Below are 621 nucleotides of genomic sequence, written 5' to 3'. Positions count from 1 at the left end.
AACGTAACCTGTCGCACCTATTATTAATACCATAATATAATATTTCAATAGTTCGTTAATAATTCAATAATGTGCTAAGCAGCTATACGCTGTAAGCACGAGAGATCTTTGAAAATCTTGCTAATTAAAGTTCGGTTCGGGGTGTACCCGCTTGCTTTAAAAATTCGTTTCACCAGATAAATGTTGGTCATCAGTGACTTGAATGAAGACATAGAATATTCCATTCCCATCTCCTTCATAGTTACCTTGGCAACATTTAGTGATGTGAACGAAGCATTGAAAGCAAAATCGAGTTTCCACTTATCGCGAGCCTGGCAGTCCATAAGACCAGTATAGCCTTTGGCGTCACGAAAGCAAAATTCGATCTGGAACCTGGTTCTATAATAAAGAAGTACTTCTTCACCCGAAAGTGAGGTGTCTGTAGAGAAGAATAGTTTCTTCTTGCCATTTGGCATCTGCCAGATGACAAGTCTAACTTTACACCTGAGTGCCTTGGAATAGGCTATCAAAGTATAAGCTGTTCCTTCTATATCTTTCATCTCCATCTTCTCCATTCGAGTGAGGTCAAGATTCTTCATATCAATCTTGCCATCCTTGGTCTTGGGGCGACCACGTTTTCCA

General features: G+C 39.8%; 1 protein-coding gene. It reads right to left on the bottom strand.

The window, feature by feature from the left end; translation table 11 throughout:
* Window positions 1-74 precede the first annotated feature (74 nt).
* Window positions 75-621 (bottom strand): hypothetical protein (locus IE178_RS37165; RefSeq protein ID WP_498370656.1); only part of this gene is annotated, 547 nt, incomplete at its 5' end.

The organism is Streptomyces griseoloalbus (genome assembly GCA_014650015.1).
In the GTDB taxonomy this organism is placed as follows: Bacteria; Actinomycetota; Actinomycetes; order Streptomycetales; family Streptomycetaceae; genus Streptomyces; species Streptomyces griseoloalbus.
This window is presented reverse-complemented; position numbering and strand designations above follow the sequence as displayed.